The 23161-nt window shown below is 71.5% G+C and carries 23 protein-coding genes; 20 read left to right on the top strand and 3 right to left on the bottom strand.

All coding sequences use genetic code 11. The annotated features are described in order from the left end of the window. Positions 1 to 127: 127 nt before the first annotated feature. The 4 genes from OHS17_RS05480 (at position 128) to OHS17_RS05465 (ending at position 4457) form a co-directional block, all read left to right on the top strand. Positions 128 to 823 (top strand): MBL fold metallo-hydrolase, encoded by a 696-nt coding sequence (locus OHS17_RS05480; RefSeq protein WP_073864344.1) that lies wholly within the window; start codon positions 128 to 130, stop codon positions 821 to 823. Between the two features lie 11 nt (positions 824 to 834). Next, a complete protein-coding gene (hisS, locus tag OHS17_RS05475; RefSeq protein ID WP_330311273.1) occupies positions 835 to 2097 on the top strand; it encodes a histidine--tRNA ligase in 1263 nt (420 codons plus the stop codon). A 276-nt stretch (positions 2098 to 2373) separates the two neighbouring features. Then, the gene (locus OHS17_RS05470) at positions 2374 to 3009 is read left to right on the top strand and encodes a vitamin K epoxide reductase family protein (protein WP_073864340.1); all 636 of its coding nucleotides are present in this window, start codon (positions 2374 to 2376) and stop codon (positions 3007 to 3009) included. A gap of 71 nt (positions 3010 to 3080) precedes the next feature. Next, positions 3081 to 4457: a replication-associated recombination protein A gene (locus OHS17_RS05465; RefSeq protein ID WP_330311272.1), complete on the top strand. Its 1377-nt coding sequence runs from the start codon at positions 3081 to 3083 to the stop codon at positions 4455 to 4457. 31 nt (positions 4458 to 4488) lie between these two features. Here OHS17_RS05465 and OHS17_RS05460 read toward each other — a convergent pair whose 3' ends face one another. Next, a complete protein-coding gene (locus tag OHS17_RS05460; RefSeq protein WP_330311271.1) occupies positions 4489 to 5190 on the bottom strand; it encodes a DUF2470 domain-containing protein in 702 nt (233 codons plus the stop codon). Between the two features lie 188 nt (positions 5191 to 5378). Between OHS17_RS05460 and rpsD the strand changes: the two genes are divergently transcribed. Beyond that, positions 5379 to 5993, top strand: coding sequence for a 30S ribosomal protein S4 (gene rpsD / locus OHS17_RS05455; RefSeq protein ID WP_018103888.1), 615 nt, complete (start codon positions 5379 to 5381; stop codon positions 5991 to 5993). Here rpsD and OHS17_RS05450 read toward each other — a convergent pair. Next, a complete protein-coding gene (locus tag OHS17_RS05450; RefSeq protein WP_330311270.1) occupies positions 5981 to 8125 on the bottom strand; it encodes an ATP-binding protein in 2145 nt (714 codons plus the stop codon). The two genes, rpsD and OHS17_RS05450, sit on opposite strands and share 13 nt — an antisense overlap. 217 nt (positions 8126 to 8342) lie before the next feature. Between OHS17_RS05450 and OHS17_RS05445 the strand changes: the two genes are divergently transcribed. The 14 genes from OHS17_RS05445 to nusB all read left to right on the top strand — a co-directional run bounded on the left by OHS17_RS05445 (position 8343) and on the right by nusB (position 21615). After that, a complete protein-coding gene (locus OHS17_RS05445) occupies positions 8343 to 8783 on the top strand; it encodes a DUF948 domain-containing protein (RefSeq protein WP_161207126.1) in 441 nt (146 codons plus the stop codon). Positions 8784 to 8790: 7 nt separating this feature from the next. Continuing rightward, positions 8791 to 9138, top strand: a complete 348-nt coding sequence (locus OHS17_RS05440) for a DUF6167 family protein (RefSeq protein ID WP_018103890.1) — start codon at positions 8791 to 8793, stop codon at positions 9136 to 9138. After that, on the top strand, positions 9138 to 11807 hold the full coding sequence (gene alaS / locus OHS17_RS05435; protein ID WP_330311269.1) for an alanine--tRNA ligase: 2670 nt from the start codon (positions 9138 to 9140) through the stop codon (positions 11805 to 11807). The genes OHS17_RS05440 and alaS overlap by 1 nt, the downstream gene beginning before the upstream one ends. Positions 11808 to 11815: 8 nt before the next feature. Next, positions 11816 to 12289, top strand: a complete 474-nt coding sequence (ruvX, locus tag OHS17_RS05430; protein WP_330311268.1) for a Holliday junction resolvase RuvX — start codon at positions 11816 to 11818, stop codon at positions 12287 to 12289. Positions 12290 to 12384: 95 nt separating this feature from the next. Beyond that, complete coding sequence (gene mltG, locus OHS17_RS05425; RefSeq protein ID WP_330311267.1) at positions 12385 to 14166, top strand: endolytic transglycosylase MltG; 1782 nt, start codon at positions 12385 to 12387, stop codon at positions 14164 to 14166. Beyond that, positions 14153 to 14989: a shikimate dehydrogenase gene (locus tag OHS17_RS05420; protein ID WP_330311266.1), complete on the top strand. Its 837-nt coding sequence runs from the start codon at positions 14153 to 14155 to the stop codon at positions 14987 to 14989. Before mltG ends, OHS17_RS05420 begins: the two co-directional genes overlap by 14 nt. Positions 14990 to 15134: 145 nt before the next feature. Continuing rightward, positions 15135 to 16319: a chorismate synthase gene (gene aroC, locus OHS17_RS05415; protein ID WP_330311265.1), complete on the top strand. Its 1185-nt coding sequence runs from the start codon at positions 15135 to 15137 to the stop codon at positions 16317 to 16319. Beyond that, positions 16316 to 16858 carry a shikimate kinase gene (locus OHS17_RS05410; RefSeq protein WP_330311264.1) on the top strand — a complete coding sequence of 181 codons (543 nt, stop codon included), beginning with the start codon at positions 16316 to 16318 and terminating at the stop codon, positions 16856 to 16858. Before aroC ends, OHS17_RS05410 begins: the two co-directional genes overlap by 4 nt. After that, on the top strand, positions 16855 to 17949 hold the full coding sequence (gene aroB / locus OHS17_RS05405) for a 3-dehydroquinate synthase (protein ID WP_018103897.1): 1095 nt from the start codon (positions 16855 to 16857) through the stop codon (positions 17947 to 17949). The genes OHS17_RS05410 and aroB overlap by 4 nt, the downstream gene beginning before the upstream one ends. Further along, complete coding sequence (gene aroQ, locus OHS17_RS05400; protein WP_018524238.1) at positions 17946 to 18386, top strand: type II 3-dehydroquinate dehydratase; 441 nt, start codon at positions 17946 to 17948, stop codon at positions 18384 to 18386. The genes aroB and aroQ overlap by 4 nt, the downstream gene beginning before the upstream one ends. 125 nt (positions 18387 to 18511) lie before the next feature. After that, positions 18512 to 19366, top strand: a complete 855-nt coding sequence (locus OHS17_RS05395) for a Pro-rich N-terminal domain-containing protein (protein ID WP_330311263.1) — start codon at positions 18512 to 18514, stop codon at positions 19364 to 19366. Between the two features lie 90 nt (positions 19367 to 19456). Continuing rightward, positions 19457 to 20563 carry an aminopeptidase P family protein gene (locus tag OHS17_RS05390; RefSeq protein ID WP_073864332.1) on the top strand — a complete coding sequence of 369 codons (1107 nt, stop codon included), beginning with the start codon at positions 19457 to 19459 and terminating at the stop codon, positions 20561 to 20563. Positions 20564 to 20614: 51 nt separating this feature from the next. Continuing rightward, positions 20615 to 21181: an elongation factor P gene (gene efp / locus OHS17_RS05385; protein WP_018103901.1), complete on the top strand. Its 567-nt coding sequence runs from the start codon at positions 20615 to 20617 to the stop codon at positions 21179 to 21181. A 2-nt stretch (positions 21182 to 21183) separates the two neighbouring features. Further along, positions 21184 to 21615: a transcription antitermination factor NusB gene (nusB, locus tag OHS17_RS05380; protein WP_018103902.1), complete on the top strand. Its 432-nt coding sequence runs from the start codon at positions 21184 to 21186 to the stop codon at positions 21613 to 21615. A gap of 177 nt (positions 21616 to 21792) precedes the next feature. Here the strand turns inward: nusB and bldD are convergent, their stop codons facing one another. After that, positions 21793 to 22293 (bottom strand): transcriptional regulator BldD, encoded by a 501-nt coding sequence (gene bldD, locus OHS17_RS05375; RefSeq protein ID WP_018103903.1) that lies wholly within the window; start codon positions 22291 to 22293, stop codon positions 21793 to 21795. A 221-nt stretch (positions 22294 to 22514) separates the two neighbouring features. Here bldD and pyrR point away from each other — a divergent pair, with 221 nt between their 5' ends. Continuing rightward, a complete protein-coding gene (gene pyrR / locus OHS17_RS05370; RefSeq protein ID WP_330311262.1) occupies positions 22515 to 23099 on the top strand; it encodes a bifunctional pyr operon transcriptional regulator/uracil phosphoribosyltransferase PyrR in 585 nt (194 codons plus the stop codon). Positions 23100 to 23161 lie beyond the last annotated feature (62 nt).

Below are 23161 nucleotides of genomic sequence, written 5' to 3'. Positions count from 1 at the left end.
TGTGTTCGAGCCTGGGTCGCCCCGTACCGTATATGGGTTAGCTGTGGAATGAGGAGCGCCGGTAGGCTCTGAACTGCTGTGACCTCGCGGTCGCTCTTCCGCGTAGGACAACCATTTAAGGACGATCGTGCTGATTGCCGGGTTCCCCGCCGGGGCCTGGGGGACCAACTGTTACCTGGTCGCCCCCGCCGCGGGTGAGGAGTGCGTGATCATCGACCCGGGCCACCAGGCCGCCGCCGGAGTCGAGGAAACGCTGAGGAAGCATCGGCTCAAGCCCGTCGCCGTCGTCCTCACACACGGCCACATCGACCACGTCGCCTCGGTCGTCCCGGTGTGCGGCGCGCACGATGTCCCCGCCTGGATCCACCCCCGGGACCGCTACATGATGAGCGACCCGGAGAAGGCCCTCGGCCGCTCCATCGGGATGCCGCTCATGGGCGAACTGACGGTGGGGGAGCCGGACGACGTCCAGGAGCTGACCGACGGCGCCCGGCTGAGCCTCGCGGGCATGGAGTTCGGCGTCGCGCACGCGCCCGGCCATACCAAGGGGTCGGTGACGTTCAGGATGCCCGAGACCCCGGAGGTCCCGCCGGTCCTCTTCTCGGGCGACCTGCTCTTCGCCGGCTCCGTCGGACGCACCGACCTTCCCGGCGGCGACCACGCCGAGCTCCTCGAGTCGCTGGCCCGTGTGTGCCTGCCGCTCGACGACTCGACCGTGGTGCTGTCCGGCCACGGCCCCCAGACGACCATCGGCCGCGAGCGCGCCACCAACCCGTTTCTGACGGGGATGACCGGTGCGGACGCGCCCCGACGAGGAATGTGACGAGAGCGATCGTGAGCACCTTCAAGGCCCCCAAGGGCACGTACGACCTGACCCCGCCGGACTCCGCGAAGTACCTGGCGGTGCGCGAGGCGATCGCCGCCCCGCTGAAGAACTCCGGCTACGGCTACATCGAGACCCCCGGCTTCGAGGACGTGGCCCTCTTCTCGCGCGGCGTCGGTGAGTCCACCGACATCGTGACCAAGGAGATGTACACCCTCACCACCAAGGGCGGCTCCGAGCTCGCCCTGCGCCCCGAGGGCACCGCTTCGGTGCTCCGCGCGGCCCTGGAGGCCAACCTCCACAAGCTGGGCAACCTGCCGGTCAAGCTCTGGTACTCCGGCTCGTACTACCGCTACGAGCGCCCGCAGAAGGGCCGCTACCGCCACTTCTCGCAGGTCGGGGCGGAGGCCATCGGCGCCGAGGACCCGGCGCTCGACGCCGAGCTGATCATCCTGGCCGACCAGGCGTACCGCGCGCTGGGCCTGCGCGAGTTCCGGATCCTGCTGAACTCGCTGGGCGACAAGGAGTGCCGCCCCGTCTACCGGGACGCGCTCCAGGGCTTCCTGCGCGAACTCGACCTGGACGAGGAGACCCGCCGGCGCATCGAGATCAACCCGCTGCGCGTCCTGGACGACAAGCGCCCCGAGGTCCAGAAGCAGCTGACCGGCGCCCCGGTGCTGCGCGACTTCCTCTGCGACGCGTGCAAGGCGTACCACGAGCAGGTCCGCGACCTGCTCAACGAGGCCGGGGTGATCTACGAGGACGACGAGAAGCTGGTCCGCGGCCTCGACTACTACACGCGCACCACCTTCGAGTTCGTCCACGACGGTCTCGGCTCGCAGTCCGCGGTGGGCGGCGGCGGCCGCTACGACGGGCTCTCCGAGATGATCGGCGGCCCGGCGCTCCCGTCGGTCGGCTGGGCGCTCGGTGTGGACCGCACGGTCCTCGCCCTGGAGGCCGAGGGCATCGAGCTGGACCTGCCCTCCGCCACCAGCGTCTTCGCGGTCCCGCTCGGCGAGGAGGCGCGCCGGGTCCTGTTCGGCGTCGTCACCCGGCTGCGCCGGGAGGGCGTGGCCGCGGACTTCGCGTTCGGCGGCCGGGGGCTGAAGGGCGCGATGAAGAGCGCCAACCGCTCGGGCGCCCGGTTCACGATCGTGGCCGGCGAGCGCGACCTGGCCGAGGGCCACGTCCAGCTCAAGGACATGGAGTCCGGCGAGCAGACGCCGGTCCCCGTCTCCGACGTGGTCGAGACGGTCCGCGCGCGCCTCGCCTGAGACGTGCGGGGGGCGGGCGGTGCGCCCGCCCCCTCGCGTCAACGCGGTGAGCGCGGATTCATCCCGCACGGTGATTCCGTCCGTGCGGGATGTGACGCCGGGGTGAGCGGCGTGCGGGGTGTGAGGACCCTCGTCGCGGCTGTGGGGCCCGGGATCCGCTCCGGGACGGGACCGCTCGCGTGCGTACGTCTTTATGTGCATCGAACGGAAGAGCGGCCCGGCCGTGCGGCACAATGACCCTGCCCCAGCAGGCTACTCAGTGACGGAAACGGCGATATGACGACTGCAGCGGTTGACCATCCCTCCTCCGACCAGGACGAGAGGGGCGGGAAGCGGACCATCGGCGGCAGCCGCGCGCTGGCCATCCTGCTGATGATCACGGGCGCCGCCGGAACGCTCGCCGCATGGGTCATCACGCTCGACAAGCTCAAGATGATGGAGGACCCCTCCTTCGTCCCCGGGTGCAGCCTCAACCCCGTGGTCGCCTGCGGCAACATCATGAAGAGCGAGCAGGCGTCCGCCTTCGGCTTCCCCAACCCCTGGCTCGGCATGGTCACCTACCCGGTGATCATCGCCATCGGCCTGGCCATCCTCGCCGGAGCCCGCTTCCGCCCCTGGTACTGGCTCGGCATGAACGCGGGCACGCTGTTCGGCGTCGGCTTCTGCACCTGGCTCCAGTACCAGTCGCTGTACAACATCAACTCGCTGTGCCTGTGGTGCTGCCTGGCCTGGGTCGCCACCATCCTGATGTTCTGCTACGTCACCACGCACAACATCCGGCACCGGATCATCCCCGCGCCCTCCTGGCTGCGCAACGGCCTCACCGAGTTCCACTGGGTGCCCCCGGTGCTGTGGATCGGCATCATCGGCATGCTGATCCTGACCCGCTGGTGGGACTTCTGGACCAGCTGACCCGCGCCGTACCGCCGGGCCGGACGACCGGCCCGGAGGCGTTGTCAGTGCGGTGACATAGGCTTCGAGACGTGGAGCCCGACCTCTTTACCGCCGCTGCCGAAGACCGCCAGGAGAAGGATCCGTCCAGCAGCCCGCTGGCCGTCCGGATGCGTCCCCGTACGCTGGACGAGGTCGTCGGCCAGCAGCATCTGCTCAAGCCGGGCTCGCCCCTGCGCCGTCTGGTCGGCGAGAGCGGCGGCGGACCGGCCGGCCCCTCGTCGGTCATCCTCTGGGGCCCGCCCGGGACCGGCAAGACCACCCTCGCGTACGTGGTCAGCAAGGCGACGAACAAGCGGTTCGTGGAGCTCTCCGCGATCACCGCCGGCGTCAAGGAAGTCCGCGCCGTGATCGAGGGCGCCCGCCGCGCCACCGGGGGGTACGGCAAGGAGACCGTCCTCTTCCTGGACGAGATCCACCGCTTCTCCAAGGCGCAGCAGGACTCCCTGCTCCCCGCCGTCGAGAACCGCTGGGTCACCCTGATCGCCGCGACCACGGAGAACCCGTACTTCTCCGTCATCTCCCCGCTCCTCTCGCGCTCGCTGCTGCTGACGCTGGAGCCCCTGACCGACGACGACCTGCGCGGCCTGCTGCGCCGCGCCCTCACCGACGAACGCGGACTCGGCGGAGCGGTGGGCCTGGCGGAGGACGCCGAGGAGCATTTGCTGCGCATCGCCGGGGGCGACGCCCGCCGCGCGCTGACCGCCCTGGAGGCCGCCGCCGGGGCCGCGCTGTCCAAGCAGGAGGAGGAGATCACGCTCCTCACCCTGGAGGAGACCGTCGACCGCGCGGCCGTGAAGTACGACCGGGACGGGGACCAGCACTACGACGTGGCCAGCGCCCTGATCAAGTCGATCCGGGGCTCCGACGTCGACGCGGCCCTGCACTACCTGGCCCGCATGATCGAGGCGGGGGAGGACCCGCGGTTCATCGCCCGGCGGCTGATGATCTCGGCCAGCGAGGACATCGGCCTCGCCGACCCCACGGCGCTGCCCACCGCGGTCGCGGCCGCCCAGGCGGTGGCCCTGATCGGCTTCCCCGAGGCGGCGCTCACCCTCAGCCACGCCACCATCGCGCTGGCCCTCGCCCCCAAGTCCAACGCGGCGACGCTGGCGATCTCCGCCGCCCGCGAGGACATCCGCAAGGGGCTGGCCGGCCCGGTCCCGGCCCATCTGCGCGACGGCCACTACAAGGGCGCGGCCAAGCTGGGCCACGCCCAGGGCTACGTCTACCCGCACGACGTCCCCGGCGGCATCGCCGCCCAGCAGTACGCGCCGGACGCGGTGAGCGACAAGCAGTACTACCGCCCGACCCGCTACGGCGCCGAGGCGCGGTACGCGGACGTGGTGGACCGGGTCAGGGAGCGGCTGGGCCGGACGGACGGCGAGGACGGGACGGGTACGGCCTGAGTCCGTGCCCGGCGGGCGTCCGACGCGCTCCTCAGTGAGCGGCGGCCGCGAAGAGCGTGTGCATGGCGTGGCTGAGTTCCACCACGTCCCGCACCGGCTCGGGGAACTCGAAGCGGGCGTCGAAGCAGCCGCCCTCCTGCTCGCAGAAGCGCACCCGCAGCCCGAACCGGTCCAGCACCAGCGGCACCACGGCCGGCCGGTGCTCGGGGCAGGAGCACACGGCCCGCTCGCCGAGCAGCTCGCACAGCGACGCCAGCTCCTCCGTGTGCGAGGAGTAGAGGTGCTGGAGCAGCTCCGCCTCGTGGAGGGCGAGCGGGTCGGGGGCGGCGTCGCGGAAGCTCTCGGCCTCGACATCCTCCACGCCCCACAGGTCGTCGATGTGCGCCTTGTCCGTCTCCAGGCGGAGCATCATCCGGCCGGGGCCCGCCATTCCGGGGACGGCGGTCAGCCAGCCGCTGACCCGGGCGCGGCCCCGGATCCGGTGGGGTACCGAGACCGGAGCGACGTCCGTGACCTCCAGCACGGCCGGCAGCTCGTCGTCCTGGGCGTGCGTCGCGGCCCGTACGGCCGGGGAGTCCGCGGGGAATTCCAGGAACAGATCGCCGTCCGGGCCCACGCCCCGGGACAGCGGCATGAGCTGGTCCGAGCCCGCGGCTTCGAGCCCGGGAACGAGCAGTACCGCGGAGCAGGTACTCTGTACGAGAGTTCGTGTGCGCTCGGCTGCTGACGGCATCCGTGTGATTTCAAGCCCGCTGGGACGCGGCTGACCACGATCTGATCGGTCCTCCGTCATCTCGACGCCATCAAGCGCGTCGATGCTGTCTGTGCTGTCCGTGACGTGTGTGGTGTTCCCAGGGCGAGACATGCGATCTCCTTGAGTAAGGTGAGCCTAACCTAACCTACAACGGAGGTCTGGAGAACGTGCCTAATCAGTCGCGTCCCAAGGTCAAGAAGAGCCGCGCGCTCGGCATCGCGCTGACGCCGAAGGCGGTCAAGTACTTCGAGGCCCGCCCCTACCCGCCGGGCGAGCACGGCCGCGGCCGCAAGCAGAACTCGGACTACAAGGTCCGTCTGCTCGAGAAGCAGCGTCTGCGTGCGCAGTACGACATCAGCGAGCGCCAGATGGCGCGTGCCTACGACCGCGCCAAGAAGGCCGAGGGCAAGACGGGCGAGGCGCTGGTCGTCGAGCTCGAGCGCCGCCTCGACGCGCTGGTCCTGCGTTCCGGTATCGCCAAGACGATCTACCAGGCGCGCCAGATGGTCGTCCACGGCCACATCGAGGTCAACGGTGGCAAGGTCGACAAGCCGTCGTTCCGCGTCCGTCCGGACGACATCGTCATGGTCCGTGAGCGCAGCCGCGACAAGCACCCCTTCCAGGTTGCTCGCGAGGGCGGTTACGACACCGACGGTGAGACCCCGCGCTACCTGCAGGTGAACCTGAAGGCCCTGGCCTTCCGCCTTGACCGGGACCCGAACCGCAAGGAAATCCCCGTGATCTGCGACGAGCAGCTCGTCGTCGAGTACTACGCCCGCTGATCCAGGCGTAGCCGCTCTTCACCGGCGCTCAGGCCCGCCCCTTCCCGGTCCCCGGGGAGGCGGCGGGCTTTCGCGTTCTCCCGTGCCAGCAGCGCCCGGGCGACCGCCACGTCCGGCACCAGCTCACCGCCCGCGCCGAGCGCCGCCGCGTACCGCGCCCCGCCCAGCTCCCGCAGCGCCAGCTCCTCGCAGCGGGCCCTCGGCGCCCCGTAGTACGCCGAGCCGAACAGCGGCAGCCCCACCGACGGCCAGATCCGGTCGGCGGCCCCCTGGAGCAGCGCCGCCTCGGCCGCGTCCCCCTCGGTGACCGTGACCAGGGCCAGCAGTTCGAGGACCAGGACCGTGCCGAGCAGGTCGTGGAAGCCGTGGCTGATGGCGAGCGATTCGAGGAGCAGCCCCCGGGCCCGCTCCGGGTCGCCCCGCTCCAGGGCGGCGTAGGCCAGGACGTACAGCGCGTAGCTCAGGGCCCACCGCTCGCCGTGGTCCTCGCAGATGTCCCGGACCTCCTCGCAGATCGCGACGGCCCGCTCCGCGTCCCCCAGGAAGCCGGTGGCCATGGCCAGTTCGACCTGGGCCATCAGGACGTTGCTGTTCAGCTCGCCCAGCTCCCGGTAGCGGGCGAGCGCGTCGTCCAGGAGACCCCGGGCGCGCTCCATGTCGTCGGTGACCAGGGCCAGGCATCCGGTGCGGTGCACGGCGTACGCGGCGGCGGTGGCGTCACCCGCCGCCGCGGCCTCCTCCCGGCACTCCGTCAGCGCGGAGATCGCCCCCACCGGGTCCCCCTGGAGGACGGCCACGTAGCCCAGCACCCACAGGGCCTTCAGCCGCGAGGCGTCGTACGGGGTCTCCTCCTCCAGTACGTGCTCCAGCCAGTGCCGGCCCTCCGAGAGGCGCCCGCAGCCGACCCACAGGAACCACAGCGTGCCCGCCAGGTACTGCGCCAGATGCGCTTCCTGCGGGCTCTCCAGCGAGCACTCCATGGCCCGGCGCAGATTCGGCAGCTCGCTCTCGGCCCGGGCCGCCACCTCCGCCTGCCGGGGGCTGAACCAGTCCAGCTCGCACCAGGTCGCGAGCCCCAGGAACCAGTCGCGGTGACGGCGGCGCAGCCGGTCGGTGTCCCCGGTGGCGGCCAGCCACTCGGCCCCGTACTCGCGCACGGTGTCCAGCATCCGGTAGCGGGTCCCGGCGGGGGAGTCCTCGCGCAGCACCACGGACTGGGCCAGCAGCCCGGACAGCACGTCGAGCACCGAATCGGCGGGCAGGTCGGGTCCGCTGCAGATGTACTCGACGGCCTCCAGGTCGAACTGCCCGGCGAAGACCGAGAGCCGGGCCCACAGCAGCCGCTGCGGCGGCGCGCACAGCTCATGGCTCCAGCCGATGGCCGTCCGCAGCGTCTGGTGCCGCTCCAGCGCGCCCCGGCTGCCCCCGGTCAGCAGCCGGAAGCGGTCGTCCAGCCGCTGCAGCACCTGCTCGGTCGACAGGGCCCGCAGCCGCCCCGCCGCCAGCTCCAGGGCCAGCGGGATCCCGTCGAGCCGGCGGCACAGCTCCCGGGCGTGGGCGCGGCCGTGCTCGGTCAGCCGGAAGTCGGGGCGCACCCCGGCGGCCCGCTCGGCGAACAGCCGGAGCGCGTCCTCGTCGGTCATGGTCGCGAGCGGGTGGACGGCCTCGCCCGCCAGCTCCAGCGGCAGCCGGCCCGCCGCCAGGACCCGCAGCCGCGGGGCGCGGCGCAGCAGCTCCCGTACCAGCGCGGCGCACTCGTCCACCAGGTGCTCGAAGCCGTCGATCACCAGCAGGAGGCCGCGGTCGGCGCAGTGCTCCACGATCGCCGCGCGGGGCGGCCGGGCGGTGTGGTCGGTGAGCCCCAGCGCCTCGGCCACGGCGTGTTCCAGCAGACCGGCGTCGTGGACGGCGGACAACTCCACCAGCCACACCCCGTCGCAGTACCGTTTCTCCAAAAGCGCCGCGGCTCTGGTGACCAGGCGGGTCTTGCCGACCCCGCCCACCCCGGTCACGGTCACGAGCCGGGACTCGTCGAGGGAGCGGGCGAGAGCGGCCAGTTCGCTCTCCCGGCCCACGAAGTCGTTCAGCTCGGCGGGCAGATTGCCCGGGTGCGGATTCTGAGGGCGTCGCATGAGACACGCAGAGTACTGGCTTGAAAGCGCTCCGTACAATCTCGTCCCGCTCATCCCCGCCGCACGCCCGGTCGATACGGTGCGGGGCGTGAGCCCCGGCGCGATAGGCTCGGGGGAAGGCGACCGGCCGCCGTGACGGCCCTCGCCGCAGAGCAGGAGAACAAGACAGAGACTGACGACAAGCCAGAGAGCGCGGTGCACTGTGTCCGGTGGTGAGGTGGCCGGGATCATCGTGGCCGTCTTCTGGGCGATCCTGGTTTCGTTCCTCGCCGTCGTGCTGGTGAGGCTCGCCCAGACGCTCAGGGCGACCACCAGACTCGTGGCGGACGTGACCGAACAGGCCGTCCCCCTGCTCGCGGACGCCTCCGCGACCGTACGCTCCGCGCAGACCCAGCTCGACAAGGTCGACGCCATCGCGACGGACGTGCAGGAAGTCACCTCCAACGCCTCCGCGCTCTCCACCACGGTCGCCTCCACCTTCGGCGGGCCGCTGGTCAAGGTCGCCGCGTTCGGCTACGGGGTCCGGCAGGCCATCGGCCGCCGGTCCGCCCCCGAACCGGAGGCGCGGTCCCGGCGCTCGGTGATCGTCGGCCGGACCGTCCCGTCCGCGCGCGGCAGGAAGCGCGGCGGCCGAAATTCCCGCGGATCTAAGGACTGACGCAGCGATGTTCCGCCGTACGTTCTGGTTCACCGCCGGCGCAGCCGCCGGGGTATGGGCCACCACCAAGGTCAACCGGAAGATCAAGCAGCTGACCCCCGAAAGCCTCGCGGCGCAGGCCGCCGACAAGGCGATCGTGGCCGGTCACAAGCTCAAGGACTTCGCGCTGGACGTCCGCGAGGGCATGGTCAGGCGCGAGGCCGAACTCGGCGAGGCGCTGGGCCTCGAAGCGGCGGACCCCCGCGAACTGCCCCCGGCGCGCCGCCCGGCCATCGAGGCGGCCGACGCGGACCCGGCCCCCGCCACCTACCGCAAGCTTCCCTACCACTCGTACAACCGGAATGAGGACCACTGATGGAGTCGGCAGAAATTCGTCGCCGCTGGCTGAGCTTCTACGAGGAGCGCGGTCACACCGTTGTCCCTTCGGCGTCGCTCATCGCGGACGACCCGACTCTGCTGCTGGTCCCCGCCGGCATGGTGCCCTTCAAGCCCTACTTCCTCGGTGAGGTCAAGCCGCCCGCGCCGCGCGTCACCAGCGTGCAGAAGTGCGTGCGTACGCCGGACATCGAGGAGGTCGGCAAGACCACCCGGCACGGCACCTTCTTCCAGATGTGCGGCAACTTCTCGTTCGGCGACTACTTCAAGGAAGGCGCCATCGAGTACGCCTGGGAGCTGCTGACCAGCTCCGTGGCGGACGGCGGCTTCGGGCTCGACCCCGAGCGCCTGTGGATCACCGTCTACCTGGACGACGACGAGGCCGAGGCCATCTGGCGCGACAGGATCGGTGTCCCGGCCGAGCGCATCCAGCGCCTGGGCAAGAAGGACAACTTCTGGTCCATGGGCGTCCCCGGCCCCTGCGGCCCGTGCTCCGAGATCAACTACGACCGCGGTCCGGAGTTCGGCGTCGAGGGCGGCCCGGCCGTCAACGACGAGCGGTACGTGGAGATCTGGAACCTGGTCTTCATGCAGTACGAGCGCGGCGCCGGCGAGGGCAAGGACGACTTCCCGATCCTCGGCGACCTGCCCTCCAAGAACATCGACACCGGTCTCGGCCTCGAACGCCTCGCGATGATCCTGCAGGGCGTGCAGAACATGTACGAGACCGACACCCTGCGCGTCGTCATGGACCGCGCCACCGAGCTGACCGGGGTGCGCTACGGCGCCGCCGAGGGTACCGACGTCTCGCTGCGCGTGGTCGCCGACCACATCCGCACCTCCGTCATGCTCATCGGCGACGGCGTCACCCCCGGCAACGAGGGCCGCGGCTATGTGCTGCGCCGCATCATGCGCCGCGCCATCCGCAACATGCGCCTGATGGGCGCCACCGGCTCGGTCGTCCGCGAGCTGGTCGACGTCGTGGTCAACACGATGGGGCAGCAGTACCCGGAGCTGATCACCGACCGCAAGCGCATCGAGACCGTCGCGCTCGCGGAGGAGGCCGCCTTCCTCAAGGCCCTCAAGGGCGGCACCAACATCCTGGAGACCGCCGTCACCGAGACCAAGGCCGCCGGTGGGAAGGTCCTCGCCGGCGACAAGGCGTTCCTGCTCCACGACACCTGGGGCTTCCCGATCGACCTCACCCTGGAGATGGCCGCCGAGCAGGGGCTCTCCGTGGACGAGGACGGGTTCCGCCGCCTCATGCAGGAGCAGCGCGCCAAGGCCAAGGCCGACGCCAAGGCCAAGAAGACCGGCCACGCAGACCTCTCCGCCTACCGCGAGGTCGCCGACAACTCCGGCGTCACCGAGTTCACCGGCTACACCATGACCGAGGGCGAGTCGACGATCGTCGGCCTCCTCGTGGACGGTGTCCCGTCGCCCGCCGCCACCGAGGGCGACGAGGTCGAGGTCGTCCTCGACCGCACCCCGTTCTACGCCGAGGGTGGCGGCCAGCTCGCCGACCAGGGCCGCATCCGGCTCGACAGCGGCGCCGTGATCGTCGTCCGCGACGTCCAGCAGCCGGTCCCGGGCGTCTCCGTGCACAAGGGCTCCGTCCAGGTCGGCGAGGTCACGGTCGGCGCGTCCGCGTACGCGAGCATCGACTCCACCCGCCGCCGTGCCATCGCCCGCGCCCACAGCGCTACGCATCTCACGCACCAGGCGCTGCGCGACGCGCTCGGCCCGACGGCGGCCCAGGCCGGTTCGGAGAACTCCCCGGGCCGCTTCCGCTTCGACTTCGGTTCGCCCGCCGCCGTTCCCGGCACGGTCCTCACCGACGTCGAGCAGAAGATCAACGAGGTCCTGGCCCGCGAGCTCGATGTGCAGGCCGAGGTCATGTCGATCGACGAGGCGAAGAAGCAGGGCGCCATCGCGGAGTTCGGCGAGAAGTACGGCGAGCGGGTCCGGGTCGTCACCATCGGGGACTTCTCCAAGGAGCTCTGCGGCGGTACGCACGTCCACAACACCGCCCAGCTCGGCCTGGTCAAGCTGCTCGGCGAGTCCTCCATCGGGTCCGGCGTGCGCCGCATCGAGGCCCTGGTCGGCGTCGACGCGTACAACTTCCTGGCCAAGGAGCACACGGTCGTCGCCCAGCTCCAGGAGCTGGTCAAGGGCCGCTCCGAGGAGCTCCCGGAGAAGATTGCGGGCATGCTCGGCAAGCTGAAGGACGCCGAGAAGGAGATCGAGAAGTTCCGCGCGGAGAAGGTCCTCGCGGCCGCCGCCGGTCTCGTGGACTCCGCGAAGGACGTCCGGGGCGTCGCCCTGGTCACCGGCCAGGTGCCGGACGGCACCTCCGCCGACGACCTGCGCAAGCTCGTCCTCGACGTGCGCGGCCGCATCCAGGGCGGCCGCCCGGCCGTCGTCGCGCTGTTCACCACGGCCAACGGGCGCCCGCTGACCGTCATCGCGACCAACGAGGCGGCCCGCGAGCGCGGCCTCAAGGCCGGCGACCTCGTCCGTACCGCCGCCAAGACCCTCGGCGGCGGGGGCGGCGGCAAGCCGGACGTCGCGCAGGGCGGCGGCCAGAACCCGGAGGCGATCGGCGACGCCGTCGCCGCCGTCGAACGCCTCGTCACCGAGACGGCGTGAGGCCGGGCATGACGGAGATGCGCCGCGGTCGCCGACTGGCGATCGACGTCGGGGACGCCCGGATCGGGGTCGCCTCGTGCGACCCCGACGGGATCCTCGCGACGCCGGTGGAGACCGTGCCGGGACGCGATGTCCCGGCCGCCCACCGGCGGCTGGGACAGATCGTCGCGGAGTACGAACCGATCGAGGTCGTCGTCGGGCTGCCGCGCTCCCTGGGCGGCGGCGAGGGCCCTGCTGCCGTCAAGGTCCGCGCCTTCGCGGATGTGCTCGCCCGAGCGGTCGCACCCATTCCGGTGCGCCTGCTGGACGAGAGGATGACCACAGTGACGGCCAGCCAGGGACTGCGCGCCTCGGGCGTGAAGTCCAAAAAGGGCCGATCCGTCATCGACCAGGCTGCCGCTGTGGTGATCCTTCAGAACGCTCTGGAGTCCGAGCGCGCTTCGGGCCGTCCGCCGGGCGAAGCCGTCGAAGTGGTGGTCTGATCGCAATACGGTAACGTTCCGCGCGATGCGGCGGTGTTCGAACAAACACCGCACAGCAAAGAGACGGAACATCGTCTCGCGGCTCAAGGGGATCGATGACTGAGTATGGCCGGGGCCCCGGCTCCGAACCGTGGCATCCCGAGGACCCCTTGTACGGGGACCAGGGGTGGGGCGGCCAGCAGCCTGCCCACGGCCAGGCCCAGTACGACGGCCAGAACCAGTACGACGGCACGAACCAGTACGGCGCCCAGCAGCAGTACCCGCAGGGCCAGTACGACCCTTACCAGCAGCAGCCGCAGGACCCGTACGGCGGGCAGTACCAGCAGCAGGACCCGTACGCGCAGCAGCCGCAGCAGCATCAGCAGGACCCGTACGCCCAGCAGCAGTACCAGCAGCAGGCGTACGGGAACCAGCACCCGCAGGACCCGTACGGGCAGCAGCCCCAGCAGCCGCAGCCCGGCTACGACACCGGCTGGGACACGGGCCAGCAGGCGGTGCCGCCGTACGAGGGGCAGCCCGTCGCCACGTACGGCTACGGCGAGACGAACGACTACTACGGCACCCCTGACGCCTACCCGCCGCCGCAGCCCCCCGGCCGCCGCGAGGCCGCTCCCGCCGAGGCGCCCGAGGCGGCCCCGGACTGGGACCCGGAGGAGCCGCCGGAGGAGACCCACCCCTTCTTCACGGGCGTGGACGAGAAGGACGACCGCAAGAAGCCCCGGGACGACGACTACGACGACGAGGACGACGACCGCGACAGCGGCGGGGGCGGTGAGCGCCGGGGCAAGAGCAAGAAGAAGAAGGGCCGCAGCGGCTGCGCGTGCCTGGTCATCTCCCTGGTCCTGGTCGCCGGCGTCGGCGGCGCGGGCTACTTCGGCTACTCGTTCTACCAGGACCGCTTCGGCCCCGCCCCGGACTACTCGGGCAGCGGCTCCGGCTCGGTCGAGGTGGAGATCCCGAAGGGTGCGTACGGGTACGACATCGGCAACATCCTGAAGAAGGCCGGCGTCGTGAAGAGCGTCGACGCCTTCGTCTCGGCCCAGAACGAGAACCCGAAGGGCAAGGGGATCCAGGCCGGGGTCTACCTCCTCCATTCGCAGATGTCGGCGTCCGAGGCCGTGAAGATGATGGTGGATCCGAAGAGCCAGAATCTCCTGGTCATTCCTGAGGGCTCCCGGAATGCCGCCGTGTACGCGATGATCGATACGAAACTGGGCCTCAAGAAGGGCACCACCGAGGACGTAGCGAAGTCCAAGAAGTCCGATCTGGGTCTGCCCGGCTGGGCGAGCCGGAACAAAGACCTCAAGGACCCGTTGGAGGGGTTCCTCTACCCGGCCGCGTATCCGGTCACGAAGGGAACCAAGCCGGAAGCCGTCCTGAAGAGCATGGTCTCGCGCTCCAATGAGGAGTACGAGAAGCTCGACCTCGCAGGAGCGGCCAAGAAGTACAGGCTGGATGGACCGTGGCAGGTGCTCACCGTGGCCAGCCTGGTCCAGGCCGAGGGCCTCACTCACGACGACTTCCGCAAAATGGCCGAAGTCGTCTACAACCGCCTGAAGCCCGATAACACGGCCACGAACCGCAAGCTCGAATTCGACTCCGCATTCAACTACCTCACCAAGCAGAGCAAGATCAAGATCAAGCTCTCGGAGATCCGCAGTAATCCGGACCCGTACAACACCTATTACCATGCTGGTCTTCCTCCGGGGCCCATCAGTAACCCCGGAGACGAGGCTCTGCGTGCCACGCTGAGTCCCACGAGCAGCGGTTGGATGTTCTTCATCTCGCTCGACGGCAAGAAGACCGAATTCACGAAGACGGCCGCAGAGCATGCGAAACTCACAGCTAAGTTCAATGAAATCCATGGCATCGACTGACGTCCATCACCGCGCCGCCGTCCTCGGCTCGCCCATCGCCCACTCGCTCTCCCCGGTCCTGCACCGGGCCGCGTACGCCGAACTCGGCCTCGACCACTGGTCGTACGGCCGGTTCGAGGTGGACGAGCAGACGCTGCCCGGGTTCATCGAAGGGCTGGACGGGAGCTGGGCCGGGCTCTCGCTCACCATGCCGCTCAAGCGCGCGGTCATCCCGCTGCTCGACGGCATCACCGACACCGCCGCCTCCGTCGAGGCCGTGAACACCGTGGTATTCGGCGAGGACGGCCGCCGCACCGGCGACAACACCGACATCCCCGGCATGGTCGCCGCCCTGCGCGAACGCGGCGTCGAGAAGGTGGAGTCCGCCGCGATCCTCGGCGCAGGGGCCACGGCCTCCTCCGCGCTGGCCGCCCTGTCCGGGATCTGCGCCGGACCCGTCACCGCGTACGTCCGCAGCGCGGCCCGCGCCGATGAGATGCGCGGCTGGGGCGAACGGCTCGGCGTCGACGTCCGCATCGCCGACTGGGCCGAGGCCGACCGGGCGCTGGCCGCGCCCCTCGTCATCGCGACCACCCCCGCGGGCGCGGCCGACGTGCTGGCCGGGGCCGTACCGGAGCGGCCCGGCACGCTCTTCGACGTGCTGTACGAGCCGTGGCCGACCCGGCTCGCCTCCGCCTGGGCGGAGAGCGGCGGCGCAGTCGTCGGAGGTCTCGACCTCCTCGTGCACCAGGCGGTCCTCCAGGTCGAGCAGATGACGGGCCGCTCGCCCGCCCCGCTCGCCGCCATGCGCAAGGCCGGGGAAGAGGCGCTGGCCGCCCGCTGACGCCCGCCCGGCCCCGGCCGCGCCGTCCGTCTGCTGGACCGGCGGCGGGGCCGGGGCCCCGGTCGTGGGAGGATCGGAGGCGGCGGGCCAGGGCCGCGCACCCGGTCGCGCCGCTGGATTTCAGGCGCGAGCATGAGGAGCACCGTTGAGCAGGTTGCGCTGGCTGACCGCGGGGGAGTCGCACGGCCCCGCACTGGTGGCGACGCTGGAGGGCCTTCCCGCCGGCGTCCCGGTCACCACGGAGATGGTGGCGGACGCGCTCGCCCGACGACGGCTCGGTTACGGCCGCGGTGCGCGGATGAAGTTCGAGCGGGACGAGGTCACCTTCCTCGGCGGTGTCCGGCACGGCCTCACCATGGGCTCCCCGGTCGCCGTGATGGTCGGCAACACCGAGTGGCCCAAGTGGGAGCAGGTCATGTCGGCCGACCCGGTCGACCCCCAGGTGCTGGCCGAGCAGGCCCGTAACGCCCCGCTCACCCGGCCCCGCCCCGGCCACGCCGACCTCGCCGGCATGCAGAAGTACGGCTTCGACGAGGCCCGGCCGGTCCTGGAGCGCGCCAGTGCCCGGGAGACCGCGGCCCGGGTCGCCCTCGGTGCCGTCGCCCGGTCCTACCTCAAGGAGACCGCGGGCATCGAGATCGTCAGCCACGTCGTGGAGCTGGCCGCCGCCAAGGCGCCGTACGGGGTCTACCCGGTCCCCTCCGACGTGGAGCGGCTCGACGCCGACCCGGTGCGCTGCCTCGACGCCGACGCGAGCAAGGCGATGGTCGCCGAGATCGACCAGGCCCACAAGGACGGCGACACCCTCGGCGGCGTGGTCGAGGTGCTGGCGTACGGCGTGCCCGTCGGACTCGGCTCGCACGTGCACTGGGACCGGCGGCTCGACGCCCGCCTCGCCGGGGCGCTCATGGGCATCCAGGCCATCAAGGGCGTCGAGGTCGGCGACGGCTTCGACCTCGCCCGGGTGCCCGGGTCCAAGGCGCACGACGAGATCCTGGTGACCGAGGACGGCATCAAGCGCGCCTCCGGCCGGGCCGGGGGCACCGAGGGCGGCCTCACCACCGGCGAGCTGCTGCGCGTCCGCGCCGCGATGAAGCCGATCGCCACCGTGCCGCGCGCCCTGGCCACCGTCGACGTGGTGACCGGTGAGCCCGCCAAGGCCCACCACCAGCGCTCCGACGTCTGCGCCGTCCCGGCCGCCGGCATCGTCGCGGAGGCGATGGTCGCCCTGGTCCTGGCCGACGCCGTCGCGGAGAAGTTCGGCGGCGACAGCGTCACCGAGACCCGTCGCAACGTGACGTCGTACCTCGACCACCTCCAGATCCGGTGAGCGGTCCCCTGGTCGTCCTCGTCGGACCCATGGGCGTCGGCAAGTCCACGGTCGGCGAACTGCTCGCCGGCCGGCTGGGCACCGGCTACCGGGACACCGACGCGGACGTCGTCGCGACCGCGGGCAAGCCCATCGCGGAGATCTTCTACGACGAGGGCGAGGACCACTTCCGGGCGCTGGAGCGGGAGGCCGTCCGCGCCGCCGTCGCCGAGCACACCGGCGTCCTCTCGCTCGGCGGCGGGGCCGTCCTGGACGAGTCGACCCGCGCGCTGCTCGCCGGCCACCCGGTCGTCTACCTCTCGATGGACGTGGACGAGGCGGTCAAGCGGGTCGGGCTCAACACCGCCCGCCCGCTGCTCGCGGTCAACCCGCGCCGGCAGTGGCGCGAGCTGATGGAGGCCCGCCGCCACCTCTACACCGAGGTCGCCCGCACGGTCGTCGCCACCGACGAGCGCACACCCGAAGAGGTCGCCCAGGCGGTCCTCGACGCACTGGAGCTGCCGGACGGGGCCCCGTCCGGCCGGGAGAACACACCATGACCCAGCAGGCACCCATCCGCGTCCGCATCGCCGGCAGCGCGGGCACCGACGCGTACGAGGTACTGATCGGCCGGCAGCTCCTCGGCGAGCTGCCCGGGCTCATCGGTGAGCGGGCCAAGCGCGTCGCGGTCCTCCACCCCGAGGCGCTCGCCGAGACCGGCGAGGCGGTCCGCCAGGACCTCGCCGGCCAGGGCTACGAGGCCATCGCGATCCAGCTGCCCAACGCCGAGGAGGCCAAGACCGTCGAGGTCGCCGCCTACTGCTGGAAGGCGCTCGGCCAGACCGGCTTCACCCGCACCGACGTCATCGTCGGCGTCGGCGGCGGCGCCACCACCGACGTGGCGGGCTTCGTCGCCGCCTCCTGGCTGCGCGGGGTGCGCTGGATCGCCGTACCGACGACCGTGCTCGGCATGGTCGACGCGGCCGTCGGCGGCAAGACCGGAATCAACACCGCCGAGGGCAAGAACCTCGTCGGCGCCTTCCACCCGCCGGCCGGGGTCCTCTGCGACCTGGCCGCCCTGGACTCGCTGCCCGTCCACGACTACGTCTCGGGCATGGCCGAGATCATCAAGGCGGGCTTCATCGCCGACCCGGTGATCCTCGACCTGATCGAGGAGGACCCGCAGGCCGCCCGTACGCCCGCCGGACCGCACACCGCCGAGCTCATCGAGCGCTCGATCCGGGTCAAGGCCGACGTCGTCTCCAGCGACCTCAAGGAGTCTGGTCTCCGCGAGATCCTGAACTACGGCCACACCCTGGGCCACGCGATCGAGAAGAACGAGCGCTACAAGTGGCGCCATGGTGCCGCCGTCTCGGTCGGCATGGTCTTCGCCGCCGAACTGGGCCGGCTGGCCGGCCGCCTGGACGACGCCACCGCCGACCGGCACCGCGCGATCCTCGAATCCGTCGGGCTGCCGCTCACCTACCGGGGCGACCAGTGGCCCAAGCTCCTCGAGAACATGAAGGTCGACAAGAAGTCGCGCGGCGACCTGCTGCGCTTCATCGTCCTGGACGGCCTCGGCAAGCCCGCCGTCCTGGAGGGCCCCGACCCGGCCGTCCTGCTCGCCGCCTACGGGGAGGTCGCGGCATGACCCGCCGGGTCCTTGTGCTCAACGGCCCCAACCTCGGCCGGCTCGGCTCCCGCGAGCCCGACGTCTACGGCTCCACGTCGTACGCCGGGCTCGTGGAGGCGTGCCGCACCCTCGGCAAGGAACTCGGCTTCGACGCCGACGTGCGCGAGACCAACGACGAGGGCGAGCTGATCCGCTGGCTCCACGAGGCCGCCGACGGATCGATTCCGGTCGTCATCAACCCGGGCGCCTTCACGCACTACTCGTACGGGATGCGGGACGCGGCCGCCCAGCGCACCGCCCCGCTGATCGAGGTTCACATCTCGAACCCGTACGCACGGGAGGAATTCCGCCACACCTCGGTGATCGCCCCGGTCGCCACCGGGACCGTGGCCGGATTCGGCATCGGCTCCTACCGCCTCGCCCTGCGCGCCCTGGCGGACGAACTCACCGACTGAACAGGCGCGTTTCCGGGCACTGGGCACCTCAGACCCTCCCCGGCCGTTGTCCGTGTGGCGGCCGGGGAAGGTACGGTTGCCGTTGCACCAGCGCCAGTTGCCTGTACGAGACGGAGTTGCACCGGATGCAGCACGCAGTGGGGGCCCCGCTGCCTCCGCCCCAGGGTCCCGGAAACGGCCCCGTCGGCTGGCCGCACCAGGCCCAGCACCCCGGCCCGCCGCACCAGCCCCCGGCCGGTCCGCCCGCCGGGCACCCCGGCCCGCCGCCCGCGGTCCCGCCCGCGCCGCAGGGCCACGGCTGGAACGGGCCGGCGCCGCAGCAGGCCCCGGCCCCGGTCTCCCGCGAGACCACCGGGCACATCCAGCTGCCGGCCGGCAGACCCGTACCGCTTCCGGCGCCGCCCGCCGAGCCCGGCACGGGCAACGCCACGCTCGCGGTGCTCCTGATCGGCCCGGCGGGCGCCGGGAAGACCACCGTGGCCCGGCTCTGGGCGGCCCGCCGCCGGGTGCCCACCGCCCACGTCAGCCTGGACGACGTCCGGGAGTGGGTCTGCTCCGGCTTCGCGGACCCGCAGGCCGGGTGGAACGACCAGTCGGAGGCCCAGTACCGGCTGGCCCGTCGCACCTGCGGCTTCGCCGCCCGCAACTTCCTGGCCAACGGGATCTCCTGCATCCTGGACGACGCCGTCTTCCCGGACCGGCCGGTCGTCGGCCTCGGCGGCTGGAAGCGGCACGTCGGACCCGGACTCCTGCCCGTCGTGCTGCTGCCCGGCCTGGAGATCGTCCTGGAGCGCAACGCGGAGCGCAGCGGCAACCGCCGCCTCTCGGACGAGGAGGTCGCCCGCATCCACGGCCGGATGGCCGGCTGGTACGGCTCCGGGCTGCCGATCATCGACAACTCGACGTACGACGTGGAGACCACCGCCCGGGTCCTGGACGACATACTCGCCCGGTCCCTGGCCAGCCCCCCTTCCTGGTAGCCGGCGGCGCCCGGCCCGCCCACGGCCGCCCGACCCCCGGTCGGATGCGCCCGCCGGGCGGGCCCGGCGCCGCGCTCGTACGCTCGACGCATGTCAGAGGTGTACGCCGTCCGACGCGGGCTGCTCCGCGACCGGTGCGCCGCAGTCGGATCCGCGGCCGCCCTGGTCTCCCGCCCCGCCAACGTCCGCTACCTGGCCGGGGGAGCGCCCCCGGGCGCCGTCCTGCTGCTCGGCCCCGGCGAGGACGTCCTGCTCTGCCCCCGTCCACCGACCGGTGACCCGGCCGACGGGCGCACCGACGAGCACGTGCGGGTCGATTCGCTGCCGGTGGCGGGCGGGGACCCCGTGGTCGCCGCCGCCGACCTGGCCGCGGCGGCCGGCGCGGAGTCGCTGGCGGTCGAGGAGCACGACCTGACGGTCGCCCGGCACCGGGCCATGGCCTCGGTCGCCCCGAAGCTGCGGCTGGCCGATCTGGGCGCGACGGTCGAGCAGCTGCGCATCGTCAAGGACGAGGAGGAGATCGGCTGCCTGCGGATCGCGGCCGAGATCACCGACCAGGCCCTCGGCGAACTCCTCGAATCGATCCTCGTCGGCCGCACCGAACGGCACCTGGCGCTGGAGCTGGAACGCCGGCTGGTCGACCACGGCGCCGACGGCCCCGCCTTCGCGACCTCCGTCGCCACCGGACCCAACTCCGGCCGGGGCCGCCACCGGCCCTCGGACCGGCGGGTCGAGGAGGGAGATTTTCTCTCCGTCTGCCTGGGCGCCAACTACCGCGGCTACCGCTGCGAGGTCGGCCGGACCTTCGTCATCGGAACGGCTCCCGCCGACTGGCAGATCGAGCTGTACGAGCTGGTTTTCGCCGCTCAGCGGGCCGGCCGCGAGGCCCTGCTGCCCGGCGCCGAGTACCGCGACGTGGACCGGGCCGCCCGCCATCTCCTGGACTCCGCGGGCCACGGCGAGGGCCTGGCGCCCTTCACGGGCCACGGGGTGGGGCTCGAAATCGATGAGGACCCGCAGCTGGCACCCGCCGCCATGGGTAAACTGGACGCTTGTGTGCCGGTCACCGTCGAACCGGGGGTCCACCTCCCGGGCCGGGGCGGGGTCCGGATCGATGACACGCTCGTCGTGCGCCCCGAGGCGGACGGCGGACCCGAGCTACTCACCATTACGACCAAGGAGCTGCTCGCGCTCTAGCGCGCGTCCCTCGGTCGTTCCACCAGCTTCAGCCCAGGAGATTCCGCAACCGTGGCTTCCACGAACGACCTCAAGAACGGCATGGTGCTCAAGCTCGACGGGGGCCAGCTCTGGTCCGTAGTCGAGTTCCAGCACGTCAAGCCCGGCAAGGGCCCGGCCTTCGTGCGCACCAAGCTCAAGAACGTGCTCTCCGGCAAGGTCGTCGACAAGACCTTCAACGCAGGCATCAAGGTCGAGACGGCCACCGTCGACCGGCGCGACATGCAGTTCTCGTACATGGACGGCGACTACTTCGTCTTCATGGACATGGACACGTACGACCAGCTGATGGTCGACCGCAAGGCCGTCGGTGACACCGCCAACTTCCTGATCGAGGGCTTCACCGCCTCCGTCGCCCAGCACGACGGCGAGGTGCTGTACGTCGAGCTGCCGGCCGCCGTCGAGCTGAAGATCCAGCACACGGACCCGGGCGTCCAGGGCGACCGCTCCACCGGCGGCACCAAGCCGGCCACCCTGGAGACGGGTTACGAGATCGGCGTCCCGCTGTTCATCACCACGGGTGAGACGATCAAGGTCGACACCCGCTCGGGCGAGTACATCAGCCGGGTGAACAAGTAGTCGTGGCTGCTCGTAACACGGCGCGCAAGCGCGCCTTCCAGATCCTCTTCGAGGCCGACCAGCGCGACGAGTCCGTGCTGACGGTCCTCGCGGACTGGGTACGGCACTCGCGGTCCGACACCCGCCAGCCGCCGGTCACCGAGTACACGATGGAGCTCGTGGAGGGGTACGCGCAGTACGCGGACCGCATCGACGACCTCATCGTCACCTACGCCGTGGACTGGGAGCTCGACCGCATGCCGGTCGCCGACCGGAACATCCTGCGACTCGGTGCCTACGAGCTGATCTGGGTCGACGGGACCCCGGACGCGGTGGTCATCGACGAGGCGGTGCAGATCGCCAAGGAGTTCTCCACCGACGACTCCCCGTCCTTCGTGAACGGCCTGCTGGCCCGTTTCAAGGACCTCAAGCCGAACCTCCGCCGGGAGCAGTGACCCGGCGGCGTTCCGCCGCCGAAGGGCCCATGGCTGAAGCCGTGGGCCCTTCGGCATGCCCGGGCGCGGCTCCCGGGTGTACGGCGCAGGGTGTACCGCGTACAAGAAAAGCCGGGCCCGGCGGGGCACCCGTTCGGGGCCCCGCCGAACCCGGCGGCACGTTTCTCCGGGGGCCGCTCAGCCCTCGTCGTGGGCGACGGCGCGGCGCGCGTCCGCGTCGAGCACGCCCCAGCTGATCAGCTGCTCGGTCAGCACCGAGGGCGACTGGTCGTAGATCACGGCCAGCGTGCGCAGGTCGTCCTGGCGGATCGACAGCACCTTGCCGTTGTAGTCGCCGCGCTGGCTCTGGATCGTCGCCGCGTAACGCTGGAGCGGACCGGCCTTCTCCGGCGGCACGTGCGCCAGGCGCTCCAGCTGGAGGACCAGCTTCGGCGGCGGCTCGGCGGCACCGCCGGGCGTCGTGCCCGGCAGGAGCTCCTGGACCGGGACGCCGTAGAAGTCCGCCAGCTCGGCAAGGCGCTGCACGGTCACGGCACGGTCGCCGCGCTCGTACGAGCCGACCACGACGGCCTTCCAGCGGCCCTGGGACTTCTCCTCCACGCCGTGGAGGGAGAGGCCCTGCTGGGTGCGGATGGCACGGAGCTTGGCCCCGAGCTGTTTTGCGTATTCGCTGGACATAAGGCTCCCCGGACGCTGGAACGTACGCGGCTGGGCCGCGTGGCTGGTAACTCACTGTGAGGTTACGCAGCGTTACTTGGTCGCGTCAAGCTGAGATGGTCCGTACCGGCTTTCCCCGGGGGTGGGGACGAGCTCCGGTACGGGCCCTGGTAACGTGGATGACGCAATTTCGACGTCCTTTAAGGTCCGTCCCGTGAGGCGGAGAAGGAGGTCCGTTTCTTATGGACGCACAGTACGACGCCACCGGCAATGCGGCACGCCCCGTTCTGGAGGCTCCTGACATCGCCCGGGTCCTGACCCGCATCGCCCACGAGATCGTCGAGCGCGCCAAGGGCGCCGACGACGTGGTGCTCCTCGGCATCCCGACCCGCGGGGTCTTCCTCGCCGGCCGGCTCGCCGCCAAGCTCGAAGAGATCACCGGCCGCACGATCCCGGTCGGCTCCCTCGACATCACCATGTACCGCGACGACCTGAGGCTGCGCCCCGCGCGCGCCCTGGCCCGCACCGAGATCCCCGGCGAGGGCATCGAGGGCCGCCTGGTCGTCCTCGTGGACGACGTCCTCTTCTCCGGCCGCACGATCCGCGCCGCCCTCGACGCGCTCGGCGACATCGGCCGGCCCCGCGCGGTGCAGCTCGCGGTCCTCGTGGACCGCGGCCACCGCGAACTGCCGATCCGCGCCGACTACGTCGGCAAGAACCTCCCCACGTCGCTGCGGGAGACGGTCAAGGTCCAGCTCTCCGAGGAGGACGGCCGCGACGCCGTGCTGCTCGGGGTCGAGCAGGCCGCCCCCGCGGTCGAGCGCTAGCTCTCCTTCCGTACGGCCCGCCCGCCGTGCGGCGGCTTCCGCGCGCCCGCATGCCTGAAACC

Source organism: Streptomyces sp. NBC_00523 (assembly GCF_036346615.1).
Lineage (GTDB): Bacteria > Actinomycetota > Actinomycetes > Streptomycetales > Streptomycetaceae > Streptomyces.
Note: the sequence above shows the minus strand (reverse complement) of the source record. Positions and strands in the feature narration are given on the sequence as shown.